At 69.1% G+C, this 25,913-nt stretch carries 18 protein-coding genes; 12 read left to right on the top strand and 6 right to left on the bottom strand.

Annotation, left to right across the window (positions count from 1 at the left end):
• The first annotated feature begins 41 nt into the window (after nucleotides 1–41).
• Nucleotides 42–3,686, top strand: coding sequence for a serine/threonine-protein kinase (locus D187_RS19785; RefSeq protein WP_002622555.1), 3,645 nt, complete (start codon nucleotides 42–44; stop codon nucleotides 3,684–3,686).
• A gap of 26 nt (nucleotides 3,687–3,712) precedes the next feature.
• On the opposite strand, the gene D187_RS19780 is transcribed toward D187_RS19785, so the two are convergent.
• The 3 genes from D187_RS19780 to bcp form a co-directional block, all read right to left on the bottom strand.
• A complete protein-coding gene (locus D187_RS19780) occupies nucleotides 3,713–4,138 on the bottom strand; it encodes a hypothetical protein (protein ID WP_002622556.1) in 426 nt (141 codons plus the stop codon).
• A gap of 197 nt (nucleotides 4,139–4,335) precedes the next feature.
• Nucleotides 4,336–5,955 carry a sigma 54-interacting transcriptional regulator gene (locus D187_RS19775; protein ID WP_002622557.1) on the bottom strand — a complete coding sequence of 540 codons (1,620 nt, stop codon included), beginning with the start codon at nucleotides 5,953–5,955 and terminating at the stop codon, nucleotides 4,336–4,338.
• A gap of 76 nt (nucleotides 5,956–6,031) precedes the next feature.
• Entirely contained in the window at nucleotides 6,032–6,571 is a 540-nt protein-coding gene (gene bcp, locus D187_RS19770; protein ID WP_002622558.1) for a thioredoxin-dependent thiol peroxidase, read from the bottom strand.
• A 72-nt stretch (nucleotides 6,572–6,643) separates the two neighbouring features.
• On the opposite strand from bcp, the gene D187_RS19765 reads away from it, so the two are divergent.
• Nucleotides 6,644–7,285, top strand: coding sequence for a hypothetical protein (locus D187_RS19765; RefSeq protein ID WP_002622559.1), 642 nt, complete (start codon nucleotides 6,644–6,646; stop codon nucleotides 7,283–7,285).
• A gap of 88 nt (nucleotides 7,286–7,373) precedes the next feature.
• Here D187_RS19765 and D187_RS19760 read toward each other — a convergent pair whose 3' ends face one another.
• Nucleotides 7,374–9,875: a pectate lyase-like domain-containing protein gene (locus tag D187_RS19760; RefSeq protein WP_155893449.1), complete on the bottom strand. Its 2,502-nt coding sequence runs from the start codon at nucleotides 9,873–9,875 to the stop codon at nucleotides 7,374–7,376.
• A 494-nt stretch (nucleotides 9,876–10,369) separates the two neighbouring features.
• On the opposite strand from D187_RS19760, the gene D187_RS19755 reads away from it, so the two are divergent.
• Nucleotides 10,370–11,737, top strand: a complete 1,368-nt coding sequence (locus D187_RS19755; protein WP_002622561.1) for an MFS transporter — start codon at nucleotides 10,370–10,372, stop codon at nucleotides 11,735–11,737.
• Between the two features lie 3 nt (nucleotides 11,738–11,740).
• Here D187_RS19755 and D187_RS19750 read toward each other — a convergent pair whose 3' ends face one another.
• Nucleotides 11,741–13,210, bottom strand: coding sequence for a hypothetical protein (locus D187_RS19750; RefSeq protein ID WP_043430616.1), 1,470 nt, complete (start codon nucleotides 13,208–13,210; stop codon nucleotides 11,741–11,743).
• A gap of 126 nt (nucleotides 13,211–13,336) precedes the next feature.
• On the opposite strand from D187_RS19750, the gene D187_RS19745 reads away from it, so the two are divergent.
• From D187_RS19745 to D187_RS19730, 4 genes are all read left to right on the top strand, one after another.
• Nucleotides 13,337–13,714: a zf-TFIIB domain-containing protein gene (locus tag D187_RS19745; RefSeq protein ID WP_002622563.1), complete on the top strand. Its 378-nt coding sequence runs from the start codon at nucleotides 13,337–13,339 to the stop codon at nucleotides 13,712–13,714.
• 113 nt (nucleotides 13,715–13,827) lie between these two features.
• The gene (locus D187_RS19740; RefSeq protein ID WP_002622564.1) at nucleotides 13,828–14,811 is read left to right on the top strand and encodes a D-alanine--D-alanine ligase family protein; all 984 of its coding nucleotides are present in this window, start codon (nucleotides 13,828–13,830) and stop codon (nucleotides 14,809–14,811) included.
• 542 nt (nucleotides 14,812–15,353) lie between these two features.
• Nucleotides 15,354–17,033 (top strand): SitA5 family polymorphic toxin, encoded by a 1,680-nt coding sequence (gene sitA5, locus D187_RS19735; RefSeq protein WP_155893448.1) that lies wholly within the window; start codon nucleotides 15,354–15,356, stop codon nucleotides 17,031–17,033.
• Between the two features lie 10 nt (nucleotides 17,034–17,043).
• Entirely contained in the window at nucleotides 17,044–17,676 is a 633-nt protein-coding gene (locus tag D187_RS19730) for a hypothetical protein (RefSeq protein ID WP_002622567.1), read from the top strand.
• Nucleotides 17,677–17,714: 38 nt separating this feature from the next.
• Here D187_RS19730 and D187_RS19725 read toward each other — a convergent pair whose 3' ends face one another.
• Nucleotides 17,715–19,064, bottom strand: coding sequence for a response regulator (locus tag D187_RS19725; RefSeq protein WP_002622568.1), 1,350 nt, complete (start codon nucleotides 19,062–19,064; stop codon nucleotides 17,715–17,717).
• A 211-nt stretch (nucleotides 19,065–19,275) separates the two neighbouring features.
• Here D187_RS19725 and D187_RS19720 point away from each other — a divergent pair, with 211 nt between their 5' ends.
• The 5 genes from D187_RS19720 to D187_RS19700 all read left to right on the top strand — a co-directional run bounded on the left by D187_RS19720 (nucleotide 19,276) and on the right by D187_RS19700 (nucleotide 25,846).
• Nucleotides 19,276–20,316 (top strand): class I SAM-dependent methyltransferase, encoded by a 1,041-nt coding sequence (locus D187_RS19720; RefSeq protein WP_002622569.1) that lies wholly within the window; start codon nucleotides 19,276–19,278, stop codon nucleotides 20,314–20,316.
• A 115-nt stretch (nucleotides 20,317–20,431) separates the two neighbouring features.
• Nucleotides 20,432–21,772, top strand: a complete 1,341-nt coding sequence (locus D187_RS19715; RefSeq protein ID WP_002622570.1) for a UbiA family prenyltransferase — start codon at nucleotides 20,432–20,434, stop codon at nucleotides 21,770–21,772.
• Nucleotides 21,773–21,782: 10 nt separating this feature from the next.
• Nucleotides 21,783–23,099, top strand: coding sequence for an FAD-binding oxidoreductase (locus D187_RS19710; protein ID WP_002622571.1), 1,317 nt, complete (start codon nucleotides 21,783–21,785; stop codon nucleotides 23,097–23,099).
• A 14-nt stretch (nucleotides 23,100–23,113) separates the two neighbouring features.
• A complete protein-coding gene (locus D187_RS19705; protein ID WP_043430766.1) occupies nucleotides 23,114–23,851 on the top strand; it encodes an SDR family oxidoreductase in 738 nt (245 codons plus the stop codon).
• A 195-nt stretch (nucleotides 23,852–24,046) separates the two neighbouring features.
• The gene (locus tag D187_RS19700) at nucleotides 24,047–25,846 is read left to right on the top strand and encodes a methyl-accepting chemotaxis protein (protein ID WP_002622573.1); all 1,800 of its coding nucleotides are present in this window, start codon (nucleotides 24,047–24,049) and stop codon (nucleotides 25,844–25,846) included.
• Nucleotides 25,847–25,913 lie beyond the last annotated feature (67 nt).

Raw genomic sequence — 25,913 nt, 5'->3', positions numbered from 1 at the left:
CCCCATTTCGCCGGGCTCGGCCCACCCTCTATGCTCGGCGGGTGAGCCCACGAAGCCAGGACTCGGCCCGATACGAGGAAGAACTCCACTGCGCGCTGGTCGAGGGCATCGTCACCCGCGACCAGGTGGAGTCCCTGCGCGAGGAGGCGCTGCGCCTGGAGCGCAGCCCCCTGGAGTTGCTGCTCGAGCGCGGCCTGCTCTCCCCGGAGACCCTGTCCTCGATGCGCGAGCGCACGGAGGAGCCGCCCGACACGGGTGAGCGGGACACCCCCGTCGAGGCGCCTCCCACCCAGCGGCCGGGCTCCTCCTCGCCTGACTCGCCCTCGCCCTCCGAGCCCGTGTTCCCCCTGCCCAACTGGGACCGCTACCAGGCGGTGCGCTTCCTCGGCCAGGGCGGCATGGGCCAGGTCTTCCTCGCCTATGATCCCCGGCTGCGCCGCAACGTGGCCCTCAAGTTCGTGCGCGATGGCGCGCCCGACCTCGCCCAGCGCTTCCTGTCCGAGGCACGTGCCCAGGCGCGCGTCCACCACGAGCGCGTGTGCGAGATGTACGAGGTGGGAGAGATTCAGGGCCGGGCGTTCATCGCCATGCAGTTCGTGAACGGGCGCCACCTGGGCCAGCTCGCCCGCGAGCTCACCCTGGAGCAGAAGCTGCTCGTCCTGCGCGACGTGGCCGAGGGCGTCCATGCCGCCCACCGCGCCGGCCTCATCCACCGCGACATCAAGCCCTCCAACATCCTCGTCGAGCGCGCCGAGGACGGGGGCCTCAAGCCCTATGTCATGGACTTCGGCCTCGCGCGCGACTGGCACGCGGAGCACACGGCCACGGGTGACGTGCTCGGCACGCCGCACTACATGGCGCCCGAGCAGGCCCGGGGCGAGGTGGGCAAGCTGGACCGGCGGGTGGACGTCTACAGCCTGGGCGCCACGCTCTACCAGGTGCTCACGGGCGTGCCCCCCTTCTCCGCGGGCAATGCCCTGGAGCTGCTCAGCCGCATCCAGACCGAGGAGCCCCGCCCGCCGCGGCAGCACGAGGCCGACATCCCCCTGGACGTGGAGGCCATCGTCCTCAAGTGCCTGGAGAAGGAGCGCTCGGCGCGCTACGACTCGGCACGCGCCCTCGCCGAGGACCTGGAGCGCTTCCTCTCCGGAGAGCCCGTGCACGCGCGGCGCGCGGGGCCCGGCTACCGGTTGGGCAAGAAGCTGCGCAAGCACCGGCTCGTGGTGGGCCTGGGCTCCCTGGCGCTCACGGGCGTGCTCCTGGCGCTGGGCCAGGCGGCGCTCACCCGCCGCGAGGTGGCCCTGCGCGAGCGCCTCGCCCAGCGCTTCACCGAGCGCGTGGAGCGCATCGAGGCCCAGGCACGCTACTCGGCGCTCTCGCCCCTTCACGACACGCGCCCCGACCGGCGCGCCCTGCGCGAGGGGATGAAGGCGTTGGAGGAGGACATCCGCCTGGGAGGCGCGGCGGCCGAGGCACCGGGCCACTACGCCGTGGGACGCACCCTGCTCGCGCTGGGAGACACCGAGGGCGCCCTCGCGCGGCTCGAGTCCGCCTGGAAGGGTGGCTACCACGAGGCGCGCGTGGCCTATGCGCTCGCGCTCGCGCTGGGCCAGCTCTACCAGGAACAACTGAAGGAAGTGGAGTGGATGAAGGACGCCGCCCAGCGCGAGGCCCGCCGGCGGGAACTCGAGCAGCGCTACCGCGACCCCGCCCTCGCCTATCTCAAGCAGAGCGACGGGACCGAGGCCCCCTCCCCTCACTACGTGGCGGCGCTCCTGGCCTTCCACGAGGGACGGCACGAGCAGGCGCTGAAGGAACTGGAGACCATGGGCACCACGCACCCGTGGTTTCACGAGGCGCCCCTGCTGCGCGGCGACATCCTCCAGGCCCGAGCCTTCCAGCGGCGCAACCAAGGCGACCGCGCCGGAACACGGACCGACCTCGAGGCCGCCCTCGCGGCGTACACCACCGCCGCCACCATTGGCGAGAGCGATCCCTCCGTGCACCGGGCCCTGGCGTCACTGCACCTGGGCTCGCTGATCCTGCAACTCTACGGCCCGGGAGAGATCCAACCGCACGAGGAGCGGGGCATGGAGGCGCTCTCCCACGCGCTCACCGCCGACCCGGAGGACATCAAGTCCCAGGTACAGCGTGCGCTCTTCCTGTTCCGGATGGCCGAGTTCCGCATGCAGAAAGGCGGCGAGGTGTTGCCCCTGTTGGAAGAAGGGCTCGCCGCCGCGCGCACGGCCCTCTCGCTCTCGCCCGGGGACAACCAGGCCCAGGAGACACTCGGCCACCTGCTGCGCCTGTGGGCCCGCTACCGGCAGGAGCATGGGGAGGACCCCCGCGAGCAACTGCGCCAGGCCGTGGGCGCATTCGAGCGGGTGACGCCCAAGGGACGTGACTACACGTTCCAGGTCGAACTCGGCCAGGTCTTCAAGGTCTGGGCCGACTACGAGGAACAGAGCGGAGGCGAGTCCCTGGGCCCCCGGGACCGGGCGATCCAGGCATTCCTCGCGGCCACCACGCTCGACGCCAAACGCCCGGAGGGTTGGGTCAATCTGGGGACGGCGTACTTCAAGCGGGCCACCCATGCCCGGGCCCTGGACGCGGATGGCGACCTGGAGCGGGCGAGCGAGGCGCTCGAGCGAGCGCGAAGCATCGATGCGGGCAATCCCGTCCCCTACTACTACGGGGCCCAGGTGCACGAATGGCGGGCGCGGCGGATGTACAACCGCGACGGCGACACCGAGCCAGATCAGCAACTGGAACGAGCCATCGCGCTCTACCGCCAGGGTCTGGCCATCAACACCAGGCTCGCCCAGTTGCACAACGCCCTGGGCGGCGCGCTGCTGTTACGAGCGGAGCGGACCTGGGAGAAGGGAGGCAACGCCTTTCCCCTGCTCGACGAGGCCCAGGCGGCCTTCGAGCAGGCGCGGACCATGGCCCCCCAGCAGGGCTTCGCCTACAACAACCTGGGCGAGGTGTACGCGCAACGGGCGCTCTACCTGCTCCGGCGGGACGAGGACCCCTCCGCCAGCGTCAAGGCGGCCCTGGAGCACTACGCCCATGCCCTCGAGCGCATTCCCAAGCAGGCCCAGTTCCGGGCCAATCTGGCCAAGGTCCACCACACCCAGGCTGTCTGGGCGCTGGAGCAGGGAAAGGATCCGGGTCCCTCCATCGACCGGGCGTCAGAGGCATTGAAGCAAGCGCTCGAACTCAATCCCCGGATGGGCTACGCGCTGCACTACCAGGGCGAGCTCCAGGCGGTGCGCGCCCGTTGGCTCGCACGGAGGGAACAGGCGCGAGGCACGGACTTCGAGCAGGCCGTGCGCTTCTTCCAACAGGCCATCGAAGAGAACCCCGAGTGGCAGGAGAGCTCCCTGCTGGCCACGGGGCTGTTGAGCCAGGACTGGGCGGCATGGCTGGCGCGCACGGGAGCAGACCCCCTCCCGGTGCTGCGCGAGGGACTGCGGCGGTTGGATCAGCTGCTGGCCGCCCATCCCCACCATGCCCAGGCCCATGCGGTACGGGCTCATCTGATGCTGACGTTCGCCAAGAGGCTCGACTCCCCCCAGGAGCGCGAGGCGCGGGGGAGCGAGGCCCGGAAGGAGTTGGACCTGGCGCTCGCCCTCAACCCCAATCTCTCCCCGGAATGGGCCCCCCGCGCGGTGCGCGCTGAGTAGCCCGGGAATGGCCCACGTCACGACGCTCAGCGGGTGTCCGGCTCGCGCGGCGGCTGCGGTGGGGTGACATCCAGGTCTCCGGAGACCGTTCCCGGCTGTACGGGGCTCTCGCCGCCGATGCTCGGCCTGTTCTCGGGCACGGGCACCGCGGTGAACTGGTATTTTCCAGAGGCGTCGGACTTGACGGTCAGCGTCCTGCTGGCGGTGTTCTCACTGGAGCCATCGAGGGAGAAGACGTTCACCTTCGCATCGGAGGCCTTCTCCTCGAAGGGCCAGCTCGGGGTGAGCGTCACCGTGACGGTGTCTGTTCTCTGCTTCAGGTCCAGGGCGAATACCACGGTTTCGCCCGGCGTGAGCTCGGGCATGGCGACGGCCGTGGGATTGGCGGGGGGGGGAGCCGGGGGCTCGTACGTCGGCTGAGTAGCACCAATGGAGATGTTCTGCACGGTCATGAGTATCGGTCTCTGTTCCTTCCAGCCCTCGAGGGGATACACGCTGGAATGCAGACACCGTACCAGGAGAACTCGAGTGCGTCCCAGGCACAGTCCAGGGAGGCCCGCTCGAACGGACATGTCACTGACACAGCCTGACATGTCACTGGCATGTCAGCGGAAATGAATCACAGACACCCCACGAGAACGGGCTGAACTCAGTCGCCGTCCAGGCCCAGCTCCCGGATGCGACGCTGGAGCCCCCGCTTGGACACCTCGAGGCGCCGCACCATCGCGTCCAGGTCGCCCCCGCACTCGCGGAAGCAGGTGGAGATCTCCTCCACGCTCAGGTCCCCCGCGGTGCGCAGGCTGGGGCTCTTGTCGATGAGCATGTAGAGCGAGGGGCGGGTGATGCCCAGCCGCTCGGCGGCGCCCTTGATGTCCCAGGCGCTGGCGCGCAGGGCCTCCACCAGTTCCACGTCCGTCACGTCGGAGGGCTTGCGCCGGGAACCCACGGGCTCGCGCGGCGTGGACTCCGCGGCGGGCCGCGTCCCCTCGGACCCGCCCGGAGGCGCGGGCCGGGACGAGGCGGAGGAGTCCAGCTCCTGCTCCAGGCGCGGGCTCGCCCTCAACCCGCCCTGCCCCCGGCCGCCGATGACGAGCTGGCGCGTGAGGTTGCGCAACTGCCGCACGTTGCCGGGCCAGGAGAAGCGCACGAGCCGGACGGCCAGCGCGGACGGGAGCCAGGGCTCGGTCTGGGCGGCGGCGGACTCCAGCAGATGGGCCTCCCCCAGCGACTCCATCTCCTGCCGGGCGAAGTGGTACACGAGCACGCCGATGTCCTCGCGGCGCTCGCGCAGGGAAGGCACCTGGACCTCGAATCCCGCCAGCCGGTGCAGCAGCGGCGCCTTGAAGGAGCCCTGGCGGATGCGCGCCTCCAGGTCCGCGTCCGTGGCGGTGATCAGCCGCACGTTGACGGCCACGGGCGCGTGCCCGCCCACCGGGTACACCTCGCCCGTCTCCAGGGCGCGCAGCAACATCACCTGGACCTCGGGCTGCGCCTCGCCCACCTCGTCCAGGAAGAGCGTGCCCCCATGGGCGGCCCGGAAGAAGCCCTCGCGATCCTGGGTCGCCCCCGTGTAGGCGCCGCGCCTCGCGCCAAACAACTCGGCGGCGGCCAGCTCCTTGGGAATGGCCCCCAGGTTGACGCTGACGAAGGGCTTGGCCCGGCGCGCGCTGTGCTGGTGGATGGCCCGGGCGACCAGCTCCTTGCCCGAGCCCGTCTCCCCGCGGATGAGCACGGGCACGTTCAGGTCGGCCACGCGGGAGATCTCCTCGCGCACCCGGCGCATGCCCGGCCCGTGCCCCACCATGCCCAGCGAGTCCTGGGCCACCGGCTCCGAGGAGAGCGTCTGGTGCAGCAGCAGCACGACACGCTCGGCGAGCACGAGCGGCACCCCCACGGCGAGCTCCTCGGGACCGAACTCACGCGCCCCGGCGAGCGGCTCGTCCTCCACCCATACCTGGGTGCCACCCTCCTGCACACGCAGCCGGACGCGGCCCGGACCCGCGGACTCGAACACCAGGGGCTTGCGGCTCAGGAACGTGTCGGCCAGCGGCATGCCCAGCGTGGCGCCCGGCAGGGCGAAGTCCGGACCCACGCGCGACACCAACACCGAGCCTCCGGTGGCCACCTCCTCGAGCAACAGCCGCTCCCCCGCGCGGTGGGGCGTGGGATGGGCGATGAGGGTGAGGGCCGGCACGGGCCGCGCGGCCACCTCACGCTCGCGGCGGGGGGTGGCGGCCGTGGAGATGTCGATGAACGGCTTGTCCTTCATGAAGGTACGCTCGGAAGGGCCCTGGGAATCCGGGAAGAGTCTAACGCCCTCGTGCCTCCGCCCTGGATGAAAGCGGCTAACGGCGGCTCGCCGGAGACTTCTTCGCCGCCGCCTTCTTGCGCGCGGGTGCCGGAGCGGCCTCGGGCTCGGGCCCTCCCTCGAGCGCCTGGAGGACCTCCTGGACATGGCCCGCGACCTTCACCTTCGGCCAGACACGGGCCACCCGCCCCTCTGGATCGATGAGGAAGGTGGCGCGCGTGACGCCCTGGAACTTGCGGCCATACAGCGACTTCTCGCCCCACACCCCATAGGCGTCACAGACCTGGTGATCCGTGTCCACGAGCAGGGGGAAGGGCAGGGAGAACTTCGCGGCGAACTTCTGATGACTCGCGGTGCTATCCGGCGACACCCCCAGCACCACGGCCCCCGCGGCCGTCAGCGCCGAGTGCTCGTCCCGGAAGTCGCACGCCTCCTGTGTACAGCCCGGAGTGTTGTCCTTGGGATAGAAGTAGAGCACCACGTGCCGACCCCGCAGCCGCGAGAGCGACACGTCATGACCGTCCTGGTCCTGGAGGTGGAAGTCGGGAGCGGGGGCGCCGGTCTGGGGAATGGGCATGAGTGGACGCCTGAATAGCATGGCCGCGCATCCCCTTGGCCTGGGACCACCCGGGCGGATAGGGTGGGTCCCGTGCCACCCCTTCTCTTCGCCTTCGTCTACGGTCTCGGCCAGGGTCTGCTCCACGCGGTGGGGCCGGATCACTGCGCCGCCATGGCCACCCTCGGCACGCTCGGTCCAGCGCGCCGCCGCGCCACCCTGCTCGTCGCGCTGCGCTTCGCCATCGGCCATGCCGCGGTGCTCGGCTCGGTGGCCACCTTCTGCCTGTTGGCGGGGGTGGGCCTGTCGGAGACCTTCGAGCGCTGGGCGGAGATCTTCGGTGGCGCGGTGCTGGTGGCGCTCGCCGTCGCCGCGTTCCTCTTCCCCAACGTGCTGCGCCACGGCCACCCCCACCTGCCGGGCCACACGCACGAGCCGCACTCGCACATCCACGACCAGGTGAGCACCACCGCGGGCGCCCTCATGGCCTTCAGCGGCGTGCGCGCGCTCCTGCTCGCCCTGCCCCCCTTGCTGGTGGGCGGCAGCATGCGCACGGCCGGGTGGACCTTCCTGCCGGGCTTCGCGTTCGGCATCCTGCTGGGCATGGGCGCGGTGGGCATGGTCTTCGCCGAGGGACTCGCCCGTCTGGACTCGGCCCTGGCCGAGCGCATCCAGCGCGTCGTGGCCGTCGGCTCCGCCGCGCTCGGCCTGTTCTGGATCGTCGACCGCTTCTGAGCGCGGCCTCCGCGCCTCGACGAACAACGGCCTTGCTCCTGGGACTGAGGAGCAAGGCCGTTTCACTTCGAGGGGCTTGGGGCGCCGCCTAGTTGTACACGTTGAACTCGCGCATGGACCACCAGCTCGAGTTCGTGCCGGTCTGCACCACCCGGATGTAGCGGGCGGTGCGCGCCGTGAAGGTGACGGTGATGACCGGCCCGGTGCCCGTGCCGGTGGCGATCGCGCTGCCCCAGTTCGCGCCATCGCTCGACACGAAGACCTGATAGCCGCGGGCGTAGTCCGAGTCGCTGCCGGTGGAGTCCATGACGATCTTGGTGAAGGTCTTCGCCGACTGCATGTCCACCGTCAGCGACTGGCCGTTGGCCATGGGCGCTCCCGTGGTCCAGCGCGTGGACATGCTGCCATCCAGCAGGGCCGACGCGGGCTCGCCGCTCGTCGGCGACGAGGTGGCCGTCCAGCCGGTCCGCGGCAGCGCCGTGCCCGTGGAGCCGCCCGGCGGCGTGGTGACGCTCACGGTGTTGCTCGCCGCCGAGGCATTGCCGGCCGCGTCGCGCGCCTTCACCGTGTAGCTGTAGGCCGTCGAGGCCGCCAGACCCGAGTCGGTGTACGAGGTCGTGGTCGAGGAGCCGACGAGGCTGCCGGAGCGGTAGATGTCATAGGCGGCGACGCCCACGTTGTCCGTCGAGGCCGTCCAGCTCAGGGAAACCTGGGTGCTCGTCGACGAGGCCACCTTCAGGCTGCCCGGAACGGTGGGCGCCTGGGTATCACCCGTCGGAGGATTCGTGCCCGTGCCCGAGTACTCGTTGAGGGTCTGCCGCATGGCCTCGGCGGGAGAGTTCGCGTAGACGCGGCCACCGAGCCCGTTGATGACGTGGGTGATTTCACTTCCGGCGACGCCATTGAGCCAGATGGTCGTCATGTTGTGGAACTTGACGCCCTGGACGTTGGGCGCCTCGATGGCGTTCTCCGACTTCACGGCCGCGTCGCGGAAGTAGGAGTACACGCCCAGGCCCCACGCCTCGTGGGTGGTGACGGTGTCGGCGACCTTGTACGAGGCGAAGCCGTTCACCGTGCCATTCTTGCTCATCCACGAGCCCTGGTTGGGGACGTCGTAGGGAATCTCGGACTGGTAGAAGTACACCCGGCCGCCATTGCCATTCCACACCGTCTGGTACTCGTTGTGGTGCTCGTTGAAGAGGCCGTAGATGGTGACGTTGTTGCCATTGACGACGAGGCCGTTCTTGGTCGGATTGGTGGACCACGCGGCGCCCGCGCCGTGATCCGCGCGCCACAGCCAGAGCTGATCGCCCACGACGTGGTGGCTGTTGATCTTGATGCCCACGTCATTCCTGCCAGCGAACGCGCCACCGGTGCGAACGGTGAGATCATAGAGGAAGGTGGGGTTGGCCGAGTGGTCCTTCGAGCTGCCCGCCGGCCCGACCTCCAGGATGGAGGGCGAGTTGACCGTACCGGCCTCGAGCAACAGGCCGGCGATCTTCACGCCGTCCACGTCGGCGACCGAGATGGTCGGCTGTCCGCTGGTTTGAATCAGCGTGGGAAGGCCGATGCCCAGCACCACGGTGTTGGCATTGTTGACGCGCAGCGTGTCATTGAGCTGATAGACGCCCGGGGTGAACAGGAGGTGCTTGCCCTGGCTGAGCGCGCTGTTGATGCTCGCGGCGCTGGCCGTCTCCGGACGCGCGATGTAGAACTGATCAATGGAGAGGGCCTGACCCGGCGTGGGGCCGTTCGCCCAGCTCACGCCCTGGGTATTCGTCTGCAGGGCCGGGACGAACACGGCGTACTGCCCGGCGCTGTTGACGTAGAGGTAGGGCTTCTCCCGGATGATGGGCGTCCGGTCGATGACCGTGTAGGGCGGATTCGGGAACTGTCCCGTCGGCGCGTTGTTGACGCCCACGAAGACCATGTTCCACACGCCGTTGTTCCAGCTCGCCCACTTGCTGTTGCGCGAGAGCCACTGCTGCTGCGACGCGGGAACGACCTGACCGTCCACGACGGAGTCGGCGAGGAAGCCGCCGCTGGCCCAGCCGGCGTTCCAGTTGGAATCGAAGTCGAACAGATGCAGGTCGCCCTTGATGTGCAAGCGGCGCAGGGGAGCGGCCTGCGACACGGCGATCTGCGTCTGACCGTTGGCCGGAACCACCGAGTAGTTCTCGAGGGCCCGCCAGAAGTTGCGCGTCGCGTTGCCGTTGTCCCAGTCCGCGTTGACGTTCACCCCTCCGTTGATGGTCACGTCATCGGGGCTTTGTCCCAGACCGGCCACGTGGGTGTAATAACCCACGTTGAAGTTGACGCTGTACGACCCCGGCTTGAAGAGCAGCGCGTACCGCTCCGTGCTGAACTCCGCGGACTCCAGCTTGGTGAAAACGGAGTTGGCGACCCCCGTGATGTCGGCGGCCGGCATGGTCGGATCGAACACATAGACCCGGGGACCAAAGATGGTTGTGTTTGCCTGGGAGACCGGCACCGCCAGCGCGACCCCAGGAATGACCGAGCACAACCCCGCGACGGCGGCCGATACGGAAATCGTTGATGCGAGTCTTCTGATCACTTCATCTACTCCCATGAAGGGGGTTGGGACTGACGGACGACAGGGCTACGCGTTGATGCAAGGGAAGGCAGCAGCGGACCGCGGACACGTGACAGCAGGAGCGCGCACCGTGCCGGTTTTCATGCCCTCGAAACCTTCCCTTGTCCCAGTTCTTCTCTGACTTCGAGAAGAAAAAGTAAAACGCGTAAATAAAGTTTTATACTAATTCATAGACCCGGGAAACGGGAAAAATCTTGACGCAATGCGACAGGACCTGGGGTCGGCCGAGGCCCCGGCGGAGCAGACTGGCGAGGCCCCACCCGGCATGACTGCCCCGGCAGGAACCGAGCCGAGGTCCCCGAGACTCATGATTTCCAAGGGCTGACACGATTCGGCGGACATGCCACGTCATGGAGGAGGTCGCAGGAAGCGCCGCCCGCGGAGGACACATGGCCGTGAATCCGAGCGGAGGTCATTCACACACGGAGTGCTGGGTCCTCCACTGCACAAATCCATGAGACCCTGGGGTCATGGACCCCAACATCCCCTCGGCTTCCCCCGAGCCCGTCGTCACCCCCATCTGGAAGGTGGCCGCCGCGAGTTTCATCGGTACCGCGGTGGAGTGGTACGACTTCTTCCTCTACGGCACCGCGGCGGCGCTCATCTTCAACCGCCTGTTCTTCCCCTCGTTCGATCCGTTGATGGGCACGCTCGCGGCGTTCGCCACCTTCGCGGTGGGCTTCATCGCGCGGCCCCTGGGCGGCATCATCTTCGGCCACTTCGGCGACAAGCTCGGACGCAAGTCCATGCTGAGCGCCACGCTGATGATCATGGGCGTGGCGACGTTCGCCATCGGCCTGTTGCCGACGTATGAGCGCGTGGGCGTCCTGGCCCCCATCCTCCTGGTGGTGCTGCGCATCATCCAGGGCTTCGGCCTGGGTGGGGAGTGGGGAGGCGCGGTGCTCATGGCGGTGGAGAGCGCGCCCGCCCACCGCCGGGGCTTCTATGGAAGCTGGCCGCAGATGGGAGCGCCCGCGGGCCTGCTGGTGGCCAACGCCGTGTTCTCCCTCTTCTCGCGGCTGCCCGAGGAGCAGTTCGTCTCCTGGGGCTGGCGCGTCCCGTTCCTCTTCAGCGCGGTGCTCATCGGCATCGGCGTCTTCATCCGCCTGGGAGTCGCCGAGTCGCCCGCGTTCCGCGCGATCCAGCACTCGCGCCCCGCCAGCAAGGGCCCGCCCGCGCTCGAGGCCCTGCGCACCTATCCCAAGCAGATCCTCCTCGCCATGGGAGCGCGCTTCGCGGAGAACGGCTTCTTCTACATCGTCACCACGTTCGTGCTCACCTACGGCACCAACATCGGCATGGCGCGCGCGGACATGCTCACCGCGGTGCTCGTGGCCACGTGCGTACACCTGGTGGCCATCCCCTGCTTCGGCGCCCTGTCGGACACGCTCGGCCGCCGCCCCGTGTACATCGGCGGGGCCCTGGGGTGCGCGCTGCTCGCCTTCCCCTTCTTCCGGCTCATCGACACCCAGCAGACGGGCCTGGTGTGGCTCGCCATCACCCTGGGCATCATCGCCCACGCGGCGATGTACGGGCCCCAGGCCAGCTTCTTCTCCGAGCTGTTCGGCACGCGCGTGCGCTACAGCGGCGCGTCCCTCGGCTACCAGCTCGCGTCCGTCTTCGCCGGAGGCCTGTCGCCCCTCATCGCCACCGCGCTGCTGTCGGGCAGCAACGGGCAGGCCTGGCCCGTGTCGCTGTACATGGTGGGGCTCGCCCTCGTCACGCTCGTGTCCGTGTACCTGTCCGCGGAGACGTTCCGCGAGCAGCTCGCCGAGCCGTCCCCCGCGGCTCCTCCCGGAGAAGCCTCGGCGGACGGCTCCCGGCGCGACGTGGCCTGAGCGCTACGGGCCGCGCAGGACCGTCACGCCCCGCTCGGTGACGACGAGCAGCATGCTCGGCGTCACCGTGGGCTCGTAGACGAGTTGCAGGACGCGCTGGCCCGGCACCTGCCCCACCTGGGCCAGCGTCTTCCCGTCGGACTCCAGCCGCCACAGGCCCGCGCCCTCCGTGCCGATGTAGAGCGCGCCATCGTCCGTGGCCTTGAGCGAGAGGATGCGCTCCGTGGGCAGCCCGGCGAGCTTCGACCAGTTCCCCGTGGAGCGGGACTTGGGCGTCATCGTCCAGACGCCGAACTCCGCGCTCCCCAGGTAGTAGCGGCCCGAGGTGCTCTGCTCGAAGGCGCGCCAGTAATCATCCGTGGCCTGTCCGTTGAGCACTTCGTTGAAGCCCTTGAACGACCAGGGCGTGGGGCCTTCCCAGGTGTACTCCCGGTCCCACTCCTCGAGCTTGTCACTCGGCACGAGCACGCCGAGCATCTGCTCGTTCGCCACGAGCACGTCCCCATTGCGCGCGAGGCCGAGCCCGTACATCGGCGGGCACTGGAGCGACTCGTCCCGCGAGCCGTCCGGATTCTGGGTGACGAGGTACCAGCCGGGATGACGGTGGCTGTTGTACGTGAGCCCCTGGATGCGCGTCACCCCGTGGTTCGTCGTGACGTAGAGATCGCCGCGATGCTTGCCGCGCGTCACCCGGGCGCAGTTGAGGATGCTGCGATCCTCCTCGTAGTGGAAGTCATTGGTGTTGTGGATGCCAATCTGCTTGCCCGCGTTCGACGAGCCGGTGGTGCGCCAGATGTGCTCCTCGAGCGCCACCGTGCCATCGGGTTGGAGGCGGACCGCGTCGAGATCTCCCTTCTGGTACTCGGCGTAGCGCTCGGGCGTGTAGAACAGATCGTTCGGTCCGGGGATGTACGTGCGCTGGGAAATCCCTTCCGCCCGCCGCATCTCCGCGGCGCGATACCCCACGTACGCGCGCCCGGCCTCACCGCCGCAGATGACCGTCGAGCCGATCGCGAGTGAATCCCGGCCGAAGGGCTGACGCGCCTGACCCACGCCCGTGGTCCACGTCGGAGCCGTATCGCCCGGACGCAGCACGCCGATGCGATTTCCATCGAGGAACCAGAGGTTCAACCCTTCATCGACGCCAACGCTCTGCGGGGTGCCAACACCAAACGCCTGGGTGTAATCGAGCACCGCGTCCACGGGCCACGGACCGGCGGACTGGGGCTCGCCGGCATCGGGGGGCGTTCCCGCGCCACCCCCGCCTGGATCGGACGCGGGCGGAGGGGTCGAGGGCGTGCCGTCATCCTCGGAGGGAACGGGCGGCGTGTCCGAGGGAACTTCGTTTCCCACCGATGGACCCGGCTCCAACTGCCCCCGCGGGTCGTCTGTCCTGGAGTGGTCACCGCAACTCACCTCGAGCACTGCGATGACCGCGAGTCCCACCCCTACCGCACTTGCACGAATGCCCATCCGTCCCTCCGTTGACGGGGGACTGCTCGCAAGTCTCGGGCCGACGGCGCTCACCGACAGAAAGCGGGGGGCGGGGAGGCGTCGTCTTCCGCCTTCGAGGCTTGATACCGTACGGTAGGAGACACCATGCACTGCCCCCGCTGCGACAAGGAGATGGCCCCCACGCGCCTGGATGAGGTGGAGGCGGCCCAGTGCCCTCACTGCGAGGGACACTGGCTCGAGGGTGAGGACCTGAAGCTGTTGGAGTCGACCGTGAACGTGCGGCTCTTCGAGTGGCGCACGCTGCCGTCCGAGGAGGTCCAGGCACGCGAGCTGGCGTGCCCCCGGTGCCCTCCCCGCCAGGTCATGAAGAAGGTGCGCAGTGAGCGCGATCGGCACGTGCTGCTCGACGCCTGCGAGCGCTGCCATGGGGTGTGGCTCGATGGGGGCGAGTTGCGAGCCATTCAGGAGATGGGCATCGCGGCGGCGCTCGTCGACGCGGTGCGCTTCATCATGAACGACTGAGGCGCGAGTCAGGGCGCCGCTTCGGCGCCAGCGGGCGGAGTCCGGGACGGCTCCTTGGAAGTAGGGCAGACTCGGAGCAGTGTCACGGCAGTCGGAACGTACGGAACCAGCCCATGCGACTCTGTACCCTGTACTCCTCCTACGAGGGCTCCCAGTCCCCCTACAAGGACATCGATCCCGCCGTCGATCCCTCCTGGTGGTTGCCTGACCACACCTGGTCGCGCCAGCCCCTGACACGTGCCAACGCGCGGGAGGTGCTCGAGCAGCTCGCGAAGGAGGACTTCGATGCGTTCATCAACCTCTGTGATGGAGCACCGGACGAGGACATCGCGGGAGTCGAAGTCATCCAACACCTGGAACGGTTGGGATTGCCCTTCACGGGGGCGGACTCACACTTCTACGCGGCCTCACGCGAAGAGCACAAACACGCCTGGTTGAACCAGGGCATCAGCACGCCGGGTTATCGCTTCGCCTCGGAGCTGGCCACGGTCGAGCAAGCCGCCGGCGAGCTGCGCTTCCCCCTCCTGGTCAAGCCGCACTCCGGCTACGCCAGTATCGGAATCGAGCAGGACTCGCGGGTCGACAACCGGGAGGCCTTGCTCGAGCGGGCCGGGCGGACCCTCTCCCGCTTCGGCGGAGTGCTCCTCGAGGAGTTCATCGAGGGGCGCGAGTTCACCGTGCTCGTCTCCGAGCCCCGGCCGGGAGAGCACGCGCCCTGGGTGCACCCCCCGGTGGAGATCCACTTTCCGGAAGGGGAGACGTTCAAGCACTTCGATCTCAAGTGGATGAACTACGAGGCCATGAACACCCGTCCCGTGACCGATGAGGGACTCGTGAAGCGGTTGGGTGACATCGCCCAGCGGACCTTCTCGGCCGTGAATGCCCGCGGCTATTGCCGCTGTGACATCCGCATGGACGACGCGGGCCAGTTGTTCATGCTCGACTGCAACGCGAACCCGGGCGTGTTCTACCCTCCGGACCAGCCGGGAAGCGCCGACTTCATCCTGTCACTCCAACCACACGGGCACCGGGACTTCCTCCTGCACATCATCGACTGTGCCCGGCGTGCGCGGAGGGTGAACACGTCCAATACTTGAGGTCGTGGCCGTTGCCGCTCCGGGCCTCGGGCATCGAGCACCTGGGTCAGTTGAGACGCGTGTACGTGGAGACCACAAATCCAAGCCCGGGCTCTCCGTGCTTCCCCCCACGCCCGAGACCGAGCCGAGCCTGCATGCCGTCATCCCTGACCTGCAACTACTGCGACGACCGTCGAGCACGACGAGCCGCCCCGACAGGCTTGTGACCGCTGCGGCTCGCGTCAATGGAGGGCGGCGGTGCTCGAGTACTCCGAGGCGCCCCAGAGTGAAGACGACACCTGGAATGACAGAGGCCCCGACAGGAACGAGAGCGGGGCCGCCGCGAGTGGCGCGGGAGGAGCCGCCACCGCGGCCGAGCAATGACTCAGCGGGCCGCTGGCCCGGGCACGCCGACCGAGCAGCGGTTGCGCCCCCTCGCGCGACGACACGAGAAGCCATGACGAGGTGTTTGAACACCTTCATCGCGCTTGACGAGCACGCCCACACGTCCATGTGATGGCGGAGCGATGGCTGACAAACCACGTCACCGCCGGAGGTGAGCCGTGTCCCTGAACCCTGTTGGCTCACTCCCAGTGGGCAGCCGCCTGCGCCCCCTGGTGGGCGTCTGGTTCATCCTCACCCTCCTGCTGCACAGTGCGTGTGCCACGGGTGTGCCTCGCGACAGTCTCTCGACGGGCCGAACCACGCCGTCCGAGCCTCCCCCGACCCTCCGGCAGGGAGTCGCTCTCGCCGCCGAGCCGGGCTTCGAGTCAGCCCGCATCTACACCGTGGACTTCCTGGAGCCGAGCGCCTCCGCCTCCCGCCCCGTGCCCCTGCTCCCGGCCGACTTCCGGCGCGCCTTCCAGCGGCTCTCCCGAGACATGCGAGTGACGGGCAGCCCTCGCGAAACCGCGCGCGAGTTGATCTCGCTCTCGCACCAGCTCCCGCCAGAGGCCGAGCACATGGAGATGGCGGGCCAGTGGTTGATGGAGCGCTACGGTGAGCGGACGTACACCTTCGTGCCCCTGGACCAGTTCGGCCCCGAGCCCCTGACACCCGAGGCCGATGCCGCCCTGCGCGACAGCTATCTCTCATGGTGCGTGCCCCGAGGTGGCGGGGACTGCCTGTGCCTGCTGGAGGACGGTCCGTTCCTGCGCACGGATGACCGGCGCGTCCTGGCGCTGGCGCTGGCCCTGGGCCCGGTACTCGACGAGACACGCGCGGCCCTGGCGCGCGAGCTGCTGGACCCGAGAGCAGTGGTGTCCCTGGTCGCCTGGACGGTGACGCTCTACTGCCTGCTCTGGGTGGCACCCGAGCCGACCACCAAGGCCCTGGCCGCTACCTTGACAGTCATTCTGGTGGGCTGGCTGGGGCTGGAGACCGTGTGGGGGCTGATGGACGGGTACAGCCGAATGGCCATGGCGGCGCACGAGGCGAGTACCTTCGCGGAGTTGCGCGCGGCGGGCGCGGACTTCGGCCGGGTGCTGGGCGAGGACGCGGCGCGAGCGATGATTCTGGCGGTGGCCACACTCAGCGGGCGCACCTTGGGAGAGGTGGCGACGCGGGTGAAGTCATTGCCGGGCCATGGCCTGGCCTCGGCGCGTTGGGAGGCCCAGGGCGGAGCCGGCGTGCTGCGACGGGCGGGCGTGGAGGAGTGGGCACAGGGCGAGGCGCTGGCCCACGCGGTGGTGGCGGTGGACACGGTGGCCCTGTCTCCGCAGGGCCCGCTGGCGGTGGTGCTGCTCAAGCAGAAAACGGGCCCAGGGGCGGCAAGGGCCCCAGGTGGCCGCTCCGCCACCACCGTGTTGCAACACCGAGGCGGCAACCGACAGATGGAGCTGAGCGACGGCCAGCGCTGGCACGTGCCGCGCGGCAAGTCTCTCGCGGACATTCCGCCCCATGACAAGGTGGGCGACCAGCTCCAGGAAGCCGTCACCCGTGCCGCCAAGCAGTGGGGGCCAGACAAGCTCAGCCGGAACGAGCAGCGGGCCATTGAACGGGCCCTGAAGAAGGGCGAGTACTGGCAGGCGCGCCTCTTGGAGCGCGAGGCCCGGGGCCGCTACGTGCAACAGCAGGTGAAAACGCAGTTCGAGCACCTCTACGACTTCAGCCTGAGCAAGGGCGTCGACGTGGTTGACCCGGCGAACGGTCGCAAGTACGAGATTCTTTCAGGGACGGCGTCGAACCTCGCACGACATGGCAGGCGCATGGCGGGTGAGTTCTTCCGGATGCTCACCTTCTGAAGGGGCGGCGATGGATTGGCTCGGTAATATCGTCTTCAACGACCGGGAAATCGAAAACGAGCGGCTGGAGCTGACGGACCCGAAGGCGAACTACATCCTCGGCCCCAACCTGATTCTGAGGAACTGTACCCTCGTGCTGAAGGTGTCCGCCCGGCGCCTGAGCCTCAAGCAACCCCGCTTCATCGACTGTACCTTCGAGGTGAAGCAGGAGTTGAAGAACTACCAGACCTGGGTGGCCGCGTCCCTCAAGGGCTGCCGCGTCAAGGGGCGCCTGTCAGGGTGCGACTTTGGGTACTGGCCTGAGTACACGAGCCTGCCGTGGTATCAGCACGGGTCCATCGAGGACTGTGATTTCTCCGAAGCGCGGCTGGACGGCTGTCGCTTCATGGGCTGTGACCCCTCGACCTTACGTTTTCCCAAGTGGCCCTGCTTCACCATCCTGGACCCCATCCGCAAAGCCCCCGAACTCCGCCGCGCCACGTGGCCAGGACTGGTGGGTGACGTCGTCATGGAGAAGCTCCACAAACAACCCCCCCGCACCATGGCCTTGACCGAACACGCCCCGACCCTGGCCAGGCAACTCGAAACCACACCCGAGGAACTCAAGGCCGTCATCGAGAAGTTCGACTGCATCCTCTTCTGACGAAAGACAGACACCGTCACGTGTCCGGCCTCTTCGGCTCAGCCCTGCCGCTCCAGCATTCCCAGGGACATGAGCGCCACGAGGAAGCCCTGGACGACGGGCTCCGGACGGTTGGCGAGCGCGAGCAGCTCCGCCACGGTGCGGTGGCCATCGACCCTGGGCAGCAGCTCCGTCTCCCAGCGCTCCAGGTCCACGTCCTCGAGCTGATAGGCCGGGGCCACTGAGGGGATCAGCCTGTCCTCGGGCTGGATCATTCCGCGCAGGCGCTCGGGCTTGTAGAGCTTCTTCACGCCCCGGACGATGAGGTTGGCCGGGTGCGCGTCCAGCTTGATGGACTCGGCGGCGGCCTTCTCCTTGAAGCTCATCACCCAGGTGCCGTCCTCCCACGCGAAGAGCGAGTAGATGATGGCCTTCACCTGCTGGCCCACGTAGTACATGCGCTCGGTGTCCTTGAGCAGCCCCCGCTCCACCAGCACGTCGCCCGTGCGCCGCTGGCTCGCCGCCGCCACGGCCGCCGCGTCCTCGAGCTGCTCGGGTTTGATCTTCCCCACGCGCACGAGGAACGAGCCGAAGCGGTCCGCCAGCAGGTTGGACAGGGCGAACACGGGCATGCCCCGCTCGAAGTACACCACCTTCTTCACCTTGCCGCGCTGCAGGCCCAACTCACCCGTCTCGCGCGACAGGTAGAAGGCGGTGATGAGCGCGGGCAGGTTGTCCCGGAGCTCTCCACGGCGGCTGCTCGGAGGAGCCACCGGCGCGGGCCGAGGCTGTGCCGGGCGGCCTCCCGGTGGAGGCGGAGGACGCACCAGCGCGGCGGGCCCCGAGGGCACCAGCGGAGCCGCGGTGAGATTCGCGCCACGGATTTCCGCGGTGAGGTTGCCGCCCGTCACCTTGACGCGGCCGGTGAGCTCCAACGTGTCTTGGGTCCCCTCCTCCTCCACGTCGATGTCGAGGTCCACGTCCTCGAAGGCATCACCCCCCGCGGGAGCGGCCTCCGGCGCTGGCGCCGGCGCGGGTTTGGTGTACGGCACCGCCCGGCGCACCGCCTCCAACAGCCGGGCGGCATCGAAGGGCTTCTCGAAGTAGTCGGCGGGGGCGTACTTCTGCCGGGCGTCCACCGCGTGCTTGCCGCCCTTGAAGACGCCGGTGATGAAGATGAGCGGGAGCTGGGGCTGCTGCTTGCGCAGCGCGTCCGCCACCTGGAAGCCCATCATGTCGGGCAGCAGGAGATCGAGCACGGCCGCGGCGGGTGGCTGGCCGCGCGCCTTCTCCACCGCCTGCGCGCCCCTGCCCACCCCGGACACCTCATATCCCTCGTCCTCGAGAAGCTGAACGAGGAGAGAAAGCAGCTCCGGGTTGTCATCGACGACGAGAATTCGGGGGGCCATCTCATACCCACCCTACCAAAAGCCATCTGTCCCGGGAGGCCCTCTCTTGCCGCTGATGCATCCCAGCGTCCGGGCGGGTAAGGTCGGGGGTCCCCGACTCGATGGGATGCCCCCATGAAGGACTGCCCTTGAAGCGAAGCACCTGGTCATCCCCCTCCGCCCGTCCGCTCGCCGCCCCCCCGGCACCCCTCCGGAACAGACGGGAGGAGGCATGAGGCTCGGACTCAAGGCGGACAACCTGATCGAGCGCTTCGCCGACTGGTTCAACCTGGCGCCCCAGCCCCTGGCGCACGCCTTCTTCGGGATGATGGCGGCGCGCACGCTGATGGCCGGTGAGCGTCTGGGCATCTTCGGCGCGCTCGCGGACGGACAGGCCACGGTGGAGGAGCTGGCGGCGCGGTTGAAGCTGGCCCCGGAGGGCACGCGCGCGCTGCTCGAGGCGCTGGAGGCGTGCGAGGCCGTGGAGCGCAAGAAGGGCCGCTACCGGCTGGCGGACCGGGCCCGGCGCTGGTTGGATCCGCGCTCGTCCCAGTACGTGGGCGGCTTCCTGGACTTCAACTACACCCAATGGGAGTGGTGGGGCCACATGGAGGACGCGGTGCGCACGGGCCAGGCGGTGGACATCCACCAGTTCGCGCCGGAGGACCCGCGCTGGCGCTCCTACATCCTCGCCATGTACCAGATGGCGCGGCTGTCCGCGCCCGAGGTGGCCCGTGCCATTCCGCTGCCCCGGGGAGCCCGGCGGGTGTTGGATCTGGGAGGGGCACATGGGTGGTTCGCCGCGGAGCTGTGCCGGCGCAACCGGGGGCTGACGGCCACGGTGCTGGACCTGGAGGGCAGCGTCCGGGTGGGCCGGGAGGTCATCGCCCAGGCCCAGCTGTCGCACCTGGTGACGCACCAGGAGGGCGATGTGCTCACCGCCGAGTTGGGGGGGCCGTATGACGGGGTGCTGCTCTTCCAGGTGGTGCACCACCTGTCCCCCGCGCAGAACGTGGCGCTCCTGCGCCGGGTGCGCGCCGCGCTCGCGCCCAAGGGGACGCTGGCGGTGCTCGAGTACCTGCGCGAGGACGTGGAGAAGCCGCCGAGCGCCGCACCGCTCATCGGCCTGCACTACTTCCTCACCTCGAAGGCGGCGGCGTACACGCCCGCGGAACTGGAGGGCTTCCTGGGCGACGCGGGCTTCCGCATCGAGAGCGCCCGGCCGATGCGCCACGTGCCGCTGCAGACGCTCGTCATCGCCCGCGCGGAGTGAGCCGGGGCACGGAGCGAGGGGGGGATGTCCGCCCCCTGCCCTGACGACCAGGGCGGCCGGACAGAGAAATGAGGCACGGGCTCGGCCTGGCGCGCTACCCTCCGGCCCGATTCCCATGCCGACCCCCATGCCCTCCGCGACCCCCGCCCCCGATGCCCCGGCGCTCGTCACCGAGCTGGACGGAGTGCTCATCCGCACGGACTCGCTGCATGAGGGGCTCGTGCGGCTGATCAAGCGTCAGCCGCACCTGATTCCCGCCGCGCTGGGGTGGCGCCTCCGGGGCCGGGCCTTCTGCCGGGCGGAGGTGGCGCGGCACGTGGAGTTGGATCCCGCGCGGCTGCCCTATGACGAGGCGCTGCTGTCGCGGCTCACCGAGGAGAAGGCGAGCGGACGCCGGTTGGTGCTGGCCACGGTGGCGGACCAGCGCGTGGCGGACGCGGTGGCCGCGCACCTGGGCCTCTTCGAGACGGTGCTCGCGAGCGATGGCACCCGGGAGCTGTCCGGCGCCCTGCGCGAGGCCCGGCTGCGCGAGACGCTCGGCGCCCCGCACGAGGAAGCGCGTCACGCGCCCCCGTTCATGCCCCGCGTGCGCGCGCTGTTCAAGGCGCTGCGCGTGCACCAGTGGGCCAAGAACGTGCTCGTGTTCGTGCCGCTGTTCGCCGCGCACAAGGCGCTGAGCGCGCCCCTGTTCCTGCGCGCGCTGCTGGGGGTGATCGCCTTCAGCCTGTGCGCCTCCAGCGTGTACGTGCTCAACGACTTGCTCGACCTGGACGCGGACCGCCAGCACCCGAGCAAGCGCCGCCGGCCCTTCGCGTCGGGAGCGCTGCCGCTGGGCGCGGGGCCGTGGCTGGGGCTGGGGCTATTGGGCGCGGGCGCGGCGGTGGCCCTGCTGCTGCCGCGCGAGTTCCTCGCCCTGCTGGGCACGTACTACCTCATCACGATCGCTTACTCGTTCTATCTCAAGCAGGTGATGATGCTGGACGTGCTGGTGCTCGCCGGGCTGTACACGGTGCGCATCCTGGGAGGCTCGCTCGCGGTGGGCATCCCCACGTCGAGCTGGCTGTTCAGCTTCTCCATGTTCCTCTTCTTGTCGCTCGCGCTGGTCAAGCGGCTGAGCGAGGTGCGGCGGCTGCGGCTGGCCAACGAGTCGGTGGCGCACGGACGGGGCTACGTGTCCGGGGATTACGAGCAGCTCGCCGCGCTCGGCGTCTCCAGTGGCTACCTGTCCGTGCTGGTGCTCGCGCTCTACATCACCAGCAAGGAAGTGACGGCGCTCTATGCGCACCCGGGACGGCTCTGGCTCCTGTGTCCGGTGATGTTGTACTGGGTGGGCCGGGTGTGGCTGCTGGCGCACCGGGGACAGGTGAACGAGGACCCGCTCGTGTTCGCGCTCAAGGACAAGGTGAGCTACGCGGTGGGAGTCATCGCCGCGGGCGTGCTGCTGGCCGCGGCGTGAGGAGATGAAGATGACGATGGAACCGAAATCCTGGGGGCGCTACCCCCGTGTCTCCGGACAGAAGGCGCACCCCGTCACGTGGACGAGCGAGCCGCTGCCCGTGCCCCCGGAAGGCGGCTCGCTGCTGCCCCATGGCCTGGGCCGCAGCTATGGCGACTCGTGCCTCAACGCGGGCGGCTCGCTGCTGACGACGGAGCGGTTGGATCACTTCCTGGGTTTCGACCCGGCCACGGGCGTGCTGCGCTGCGAGTCGGGCGTCACCCTGGACGGCATCCTCCGGCTGGTGACGAACCAGGGGTGGTTCCTGCCGGCGACCCCGGGCACGAAGTTCGTGACGGTGGGCGGCGCCATCGCCAATGACGTGCATGGCAAGAACCACGTGCGCGTGGGCACCTTCGGGCGGCACCTGCGCCGCTTCGAGCTGGTGCGCTCGGACGGCTCGCGCCGGGTGTGCTCGCCCGAGGAGAACCGGGACTGGTTCGAGGCCACCATCGGCGGGCTCGGACTCACCGGGCTCATCACCTGGGCGGAGATCCAACTGCGGCGCGTGAGCAACCCCTTCATGCACCAGGAGACGGTCGCCTTCTCCAACCTGGAGGGCTTCCTCAAGCTCGCGAGCGAGTCGAACCGGGACTTCGAGTACACCGTGGCGTGGGTGGACAGCCTCGCCCGGGGCCGCCATCTGGGCCGGGGCCTGTTCCACCGCGCCAACCACGCGCCCCCGCAGTTCACGGCCCGGCAGCCCTCGCCCCCGCGCCTGTCGGGGCTCGCCGTGCCCTTCGACTTCCCGGGCCTGGCGCTCAACCGCGTCTCGGTGACGGCCTTCAACGCGCTCCACTACCGGATGCGCAACCAGGGGCTCATGCACTACGAGCCGTACTTCTTCCCCCTGGACAGCGTGCACCACTGGAACCGCATCTACGGCAGCCAGGGCTTCGTGCAGTTCCAGTGCGTCGTGCCCCCGAACGACGCGGGGGTGGCGGCGCTCAAGGGAATCCTCGATCGCAGCGCGCACAGCGGCATGCCCTCCTTCCTCACGGTGCTCAAGACGTACGGGGACGTGCCGTCGCCCGGGTGGATGAGCTTTCCCAAGGCGGGCTACTCGCTGGCGCTAGACTTCGCCAACCGGGGCGAGCGCACGTACCAGCTCGTGGATGCGCTGGACCGGCTCACGCGCGAGGCGGGCGGACGGGTGTATCCGGCCAAGGACTCGCGCATGAGCCCGGAGAGCTTCGCGGCGTACTACCCGGAGCGCGAGCGCTTCGCCCAATACGTGGACCCGGCGTTCTCCTCGTCGTTCTGGCGTCGGGTGCGCGGCGCGGGATAGACAGTCGCTCCATGATGAAAAAGGTCCTCGTCCTCGGCGCCACGAGCGCCATTGCCCAGGCCACCGTGCGGCTTCTGGCCGCGCGGGGCGCGTCGCTGTACCTCGTTGCCCGTCACGCCGAGCGGTTGGAGGCGGTGGCCCAGGATGCCCGCACCCGGGGCGCGGCCCGGGTGGAGGCCGAGACGTTGGACCTGGACGACTTCGCCCAGCACGAGCCCCTGGTGGAGCGCGCCACGGCGGCGCTCGGTGGACTGGATGGCGCCCTGCTCGCTCACGGGGTGCTCGGGGATCAGGAGCGGGCCCAGCGCTCCTATGGGGAGACGGAGAAGGTGCTGCGCACCAACTTCCTCAGCGCGGTGTCGCTGCTCACGCCCCTGGCCAACCGCTTCGAGGCCCAGCGCGCGGGCACGCTCGTGGTCATCTCCTCGGTGGCCGGAGACCGGGGGCGGCAGAGCAACTACGTGTATGGCGCCTCCAAGGGCGCCTTGAGCGTGTTCCTCCAGGGCCTGCGCAACCGCCTGGCGCCCGCGGGCGTGGCCGTGGTGACGGTGAAGCCGGGCTTCGTGGACACGCCGATGACGGCCGCCGTGAAGAAGAACGCGCTCTTCGCCTCGCCCGAGGCGGTAGCCCGGGGCCTCTTGCGCGCCGTGGACACGCACCAGGACGAGGTGTACCTGCCCGACTTCTGGCGCCCCATCATGTTCCTCATCCGCTCCATCCCCGAGCGTGTGTTCAAGCGCCTGAAGCTCTGACCCGCGCCGTCCCGCTCCCCGTGAGGGGCAGGCGGGCGGACGCGTCACTTCCCGCGAGGGGCCGAGGACTCCACTCCCGGTGACATCACCGGACCCCCTCCCACGTCGGGGAATGAAAGGTGATAGCCTCCGGTCTGACGGACGCGCCCCTGTCCCCGGCGGCCACGCCCTCACCGCTCCCCTCCAGGCACTCCCATGGCGTTCTTCAATCCGTTGAGCAGCAGCAACCGCTCCCTGCCCGGACGCATTGATGCGCTCATGCGCGCGTGCGCGATGCCACTGGCGCCCTTCCTGGCCTACCTGGTGGGAATGATGTTGGGGCTCCAGGGCGAGCAGATCACCCAGTCCGTCCTCTGGCTGCTGCCCCCCACCATCCTGATCTTCGGCGTGCTCTACCCGCCGCTGACCATCCACTACCTGCACCGCGACGCCGTGCGCACCGAGCCGGGCGAGCCCCGGGGCCTGCGTCTGGGCCGCCTGCTGCAGATGCCCTGGCGCATCGCCATCTACGTGATGGCCGGCTCGTACACGTTCGGCGCGGGCTTCTTCTGCACCGGCGTGTGCCTGCTCTTCGACAAGAGCCTGTGGCTGGTGCTCTGGGGCAGCCTCATCGGGCTGTCCGTGGGCCTCCTGCTGGCGTTCCCGGCCGGCATCACCATCGAGCGCTGGACCCAGCCCCTGGCGCTCGAGGAGCAGTCGAGCCATCCCCACCTGCGCGTGGTGGGCGGCGGCTTCTTCTGGCTGCGCCAGTCCTGGTTCCTCCCCTACGCCTTCGCCGTCTGCGTGCTGTCGCTCATCGTCCTCGGGGGCCTCACCGTGGCGGTGCAGACGAGCAACGTGCAGAACCGCTACATCGAGGACCTCCAGGCGGCGGGACAGCACCAGGCGGCCTACATGCTGGAGGGGCTCGGCGCCGCGCTCCTGTCCGAGCTGAGCATCCCCGTGGCCGTGCTCGTCATCATGCTGCTCACCCTCGCCACGCTCTCCGCGTGGATGCTGGCGCGCCGGCAGGAGCAGGGCTCGCTCGCGGTGCTCCAGGCCATCGAGGGCCTGTCGGTGGGCAAGGTGCGCCCGGCCCAGTGGGTGTCCACCGACGAGATTGGCGACCTGGCCTTCGGGCTCAACGCCGTGGTGTTGCAGCTGAGCGCCCTGCCCCGCGCGCTCCAGCAGTCCGCCACCCAGCTCGTCGAGGCGGGCGCCACCCTGCGCCACGCCAACGATGCCCAGCGCATGGCGCTCACCACCCAGGCCACCACCATCCAGGAAACCAACATCACCGCGCAGGAAATCAAGCAGACCTCGGACCTCTCCGCCCAGCGCGCCGAGGAGGTGCTCAACGTGGTGCGCCACGCCGAGGAGCTCAGCCGCTCGGGCACCCTCGCCATCGAGCAGACCATCGCCGGCTTCAGCGCCATCCGCGATTCCGTGTTCGCCATCCGCGGCAAGATGGAGCGCCTGCAGGCCAGCGCCGTGCAGATCGGTGAAATCACCCAGACGGTGAAGGACCTGGCCGACCAGTCCAACCTGCTGGCCCTCAACGCCGCCATCGAGGCGGTGCGCTCGGGCGAGCACGGCAAGGGCTTTGGCGTGGTGGCGCGGGAGATCCGCCTCCTGGCGGATCAATCCATCCGCTCCACCAGCCGCATCACCACCATCCTCGACGAGGTGGGCAATGCCATCGGCGACGCCGTCGCCATGACGGACGTGAGCACCGCCCAGGTCGAGGGCGGCCTCGGCAAGGTGAAGACGTCCGGCGACAGCCTGCGCCAGCTGTCGCTCATGGTGAACAACAGCTCCGAGGCCGTTACACAGATCACCGCCGCCGTGAGTCAGCAGAACGCCGGCTTCGCTCAAATCTTCAATGCCATCGCCGACCTGTCACGCAGCATGGACCAGTCCCTGGAGCGGCTGGAATCCACCCAGGAAGCCGCCGACATGCTCCAGAAGGTCTCCCACCAGGTCAGCCAGGTGGCCCGCCAGTATCACGTCGAGTGAACGATCCTTCACGGTTATATCAGAGGATTACGACTTTGCTCGAATTTTCCACATTGACCGCATATGT

Source organism: Cystobacter fuscus DSM 2262, from assembly GCF_000335475.2.
GTDB classification, from domain to species: domain Bacteria; phylum Myxococcota; class Myxococcia; order Myxococcales; family Myxococcaceae; genus Cystobacter; species Cystobacter fuscus.
The sequence above is the reverse complement of the archived record's forward strand: the minus strand, read 5'-3'. Positions and strand labels throughout refer to the sequence as shown.